This is a genomic window from Microcystis sp. T1-4 (assembly GCF_000297435.1).
Taxonomy (GTDB): domain Bacteria; phylum Cyanobacteriota; class Cyanobacteriia; order Cyanobacteriales; family Microcystaceae; genus Microcystis.
This window is the reverse complement of sequence record NZ_CAIP01000206.1, coordinates 1-3585: the sequence shown is the minus strand read 5'-3', so window position 1 is coordinate 3585 and position 3585 is coordinate 1. Positions and strand designations below refer to the sequence as shown.

The following is a 3585-nucleotide window of genomic DNA, read 5'->3' as shown; positions in this document are numbered from 1 at the left end:
GCGAGGCTAAGGTTAAAACGACTTTTGCTCATGTACCTTATTTAAATAGTTCGTTATTTGAACCAACGGAGACGGAAGACCAAACGATTTTTATTGGCAATTTGCGGGAGCGAACTTTACCCATTTTTGCGGGGACGGTGCTAAAAGATAATCAGGGTAATAAGCGAGTAGGTGAGTTAAATGCGTTGGCTTATTTGTTTGAGTTTTTGGATGCTTATAAGTTTGATCGAGATGAGTTAGAAAATCCTCAAGAAGATAGCGAAAAGTTAATTAATGCTTTGGTGTTGGGGTTAATTTTTGAAAAGATTAATGGTTATAAAGATGGTTCTTTTTATACACCGAGTTTTATTACCATGTATATGTGTCGGGAAACGATACGAAGAGCGATCATGCAGAAGTTTAGTGAAGTAAAAGGCTGGAATTGTCAAACTTTAGATAATTTATATGAACGAATTGAGGATAAAAAAGAGGCAAATGTTATTATTAATAGCCTGAAGATTTGCGATCCAGCGGTGGGTTCGGGACATTTTTTAGTTTCCGCTTTGAATGAGATAATTGCGATTAAGAGTGAGTTACGGGTTTTATTAGATAGTTCGGGTAAGTCGCTAAAAGATTATCGGGTAGAGGTGCGAAATGATAAGTTATTGGTTTACGATGATGAGGGGAGTTTATTTGCTTATCATCCGAATAATAAGGAAAAGCAACGGGTACAGCAAGCCTTATTTCATGAGAAGCAAACGATTATCGAGGGGTGTTTATTTGGGGTGGATATTAATCCTAATTCCGTGACGATTTGTCACTTGCGGTTATGGATTGAGCTTTTAAAGAATGCTTATTATCGCGAGGATGGCAATTTAGAAACTTTGCCAAATATTGATATTAATATCAAGTGTGGTAATTCTTTGATTAGTCGGTTTGGGTTGGATGTGGATGTTAAACAGGTTTTACAGAAGCAGAAGTTTAGTATTGAGGAATATCGCAATGCGGTACAGACTTATCGCAATGCGGAAAATAAGGAACAAAAGCGGGAGATGGAAACGCTGATTGCTAAGATTAAGGCTGGTTTTAGTGCTAATTTATTAATTGGTGATCCTAAGAAGGTGAAGTTACGTCAATTACAAGGGGAACTTTATAATCTGGAAAATCAGGGTTTATTGTTTGAGGAGACTAAGACGGAGCAAAAAGCGCGGGAGAAAAAAGTAACTAAGTTAAATAATGAGATTGATAAGCTAACTGCTGAAATTGCAGATATTGAAGGCGGTAGGCTGTATAATAATGCTTTGGAATGGCGGTTTGAGTTTCCTGAAGTGTTGAATGATGACGGGGATTTTGTCGGGTTTGATGTTGTCATTGGGAATCCTCCTTATATTTCAATACAAGATTTAAAAAAATCTAATTCTTTAGTTTGTGATTATTATTCTAAAAATTATCAAACAGCAAAAAAAGGTAACTTTGATATTTATCTTCCTTTCGTTGAGAAATCATTAAGCTTGTTAAATTCGCACGGTATAGTTGATTTTATAATGCCTTCTCTTTGGATTTATAACGAGTATGGAAAACCCCTAAGAAGCTTAATGATTAAATCTCATTATTTATTAAGATTTTTAGATTTTGGCTCTACCCAAGTTTTTATTGATGCAACTATTTATACTGCTTGTCAACAATTCAGTAAAAGACCTAGACCTTTTTTTAGATATTTAAAAACAGAAGCTGATAACTTTGAGACTGAAGGATTTTCGGAAATTTATTTTTCTAGCTTAAATGAAAATAATTGGAGTTTGGGAAAAGAACATATTTTGTTAATCAAAGAAAAGCTTGAGTTAAATTCAAAACCTTTAGGTGAAATAGCGCAAATTTTTGTTGGGATTCAAACAAGTGCAGACAATATTTATCATTTACACAAAATTTCGCAAGGAATATATTTTTCAAAAATACTAGATAAAGAAGTTGAAATTGAAGACTCTATTATGAAACCACTAATTTCAGGAACAGATGCCAAACGGTATAAAATTCCAAATACAAATAAATATTTGCTTCATCCTTATGAAGCGAGTGGTAATTTTGCTTTGTTTGACATTAATTTATTGAAAAATAATTATCCAAAAGCTTTTAGATATTTAAAAGATAATGAAGCTATTTTGAGAAGTTGAGAAAACAATAAATTTAATAATGATGATTATTGGTATCAATTTGGAAGGAACCAAAATATTGATAAGCAACATTACTCTAAAATAGGAGTTGCTCAAACTGTCTCTGATTTACAATGTTTTCTTGATGAAAAAGGAGATTTTTTCTTAAATAACGTTCGAGTTAATGGAATTAAACCTATCAATGAAGTAGATATAAAATATTTATTGGGTATTTTAAACTCTAAAGTTGCAAATTTTTATTTTAAATTAGTTGGCAAGCCAAAAGACAATGGTTTTTTTGAAGCGAATAAACAATTTATTTCGCCGATTCCTATTAAAATTGTAGATCACAAATATCAAATAAAAATTAAGTTATTAGTTGACAAAATTCTCACTGCTAAAAAAGACGATCCTAACGCTGACACAAGCGAATTAGAAAAGCAGATTGATCGCTTAGTTTACAAACTCTATCAACTCACATATAATGAGGTAAAAATCATTGATCCAGAATTTGCCCTAACAGAACAAGAATATCTGGACTTACCCTAATTTATTCCCTTACACCCCCGATGTCCTGTAGGGCTAATTCATGAATTAGCCCTACAATGGCTGTTGTCAAATTGAAAGATGCTGGGAATCAGCTTTGCCTTTTGCCTTGTGCCTTTTGCCTCATCTCAACAAGCAATTTAAATGCGCGGGCAGCTTAATTTGCGGCCAACTAGCTACCACCGAGGCCAATTTATCCAAATCCCGACGATCTTCGATAAAGGGAAAAACACCTAAAACTGGACAATTAGTCAAGGATTGAATTAAATCGATCGGTGTTAACTGCTCTATTTCCGTCTCCGTGCGCGGTTCAAGACAATTAAGGATAATTCCGCCCAAATTGACCTTTTTCTGCTCTGCTAGGGCAATATTAGCCACCGTTTGGGAAATCGCCCCCAATTTCACCGGCACCACCAAAAGCGTTTTTAACCGCCATTGAGCCGCTAAATCGGCCAAAGTTAGCTCGTGAGTGACAGGACAACCTAAACCCCCCAAACCCTCAATTAAAACCAAATCTTGGCTTTTTTGTAGGTTTAGCAGAGCTTGCCACACCGTCCCCAAAGGAATATCTCGACCTTCCAAATCAGCAGCCACAGGAGGCGCTAAGGGTGCTTGATATTGCAGCGGTGTGATCATTTCTAATTGACCCTGAAATAAACCCTCATACCATTCTCGATCGCCTTGACCCGTTTGCATTAATTTCATCAGCCCCAAGGCCTTGGATGGATAGTATTTTTGCCAATAAGCCACTAAAGCAGTGGTGACAACGGTTTTACCCGCATCGGTATCCGTAGCCGCAATCAAAAGACTATTCATAAAACTCCCAGGCTCAGTCAAGATCAGGTGAAATCACCAGCATTTATTATCTTATCCCCCATCACCCCACTTCCCCATCACCCCACTTCCCCAT

General features: G+C 35.9%; 2 protein-coding genes and 1 pseudogene. 2 read left to right on the top strand and 1 reads right to left on the bottom strand.

Annotated elements, in window-relative coordinates; all coding sequences use genetic code 11:
* Together MICAI_RS25025 and MICAI_RS27880 are read left to right on the top strand one after the other, a co-directional pair.
* Positions 1-2150, top strand: a 2150-nt coding sequence (locus MICAI_RS25025) for an Eco57I restriction-modification methylase domain-containing protein (RefSeq protein WP_369751911.1), incomplete at its 5' end; no start/stop codon positions are given.
* 33 nt (positions 2151-2183) lie between these two features.
* Positions 2184-2678: pseudogene (locus tag MICAI_RS27880) on the top strand (TaqI-like C-terminal specificity domain-containing protein); the annotation flags it as partial.
* A 120-nt stretch (positions 2679-2798) separates the two neighbouring features.
* Here MICAI_RS27880 and bioD read toward each other — a convergent pair.
* Positions 2799-3491 (bottom strand): dethiobiotin synthase, encoded by a 693-nt coding sequence (gene bioD / locus MICAI_RS12935; RefSeq protein WP_008202631.1) that lies wholly within the window; start codon positions 3489-3491, stop codon positions 2799-2801.
* Positions 3492-3585: the final 94 nt, after the last annotated feature.

Excerpts from the sequence above, each read along its gene's own strand:
- bioD (WP_008202631.1), bottom strand. The coding sequence starts at position 3,491 with ATGAATAGTCTTTTGATTGCGGCTACGGATACCGATGCGGGTAAAACC.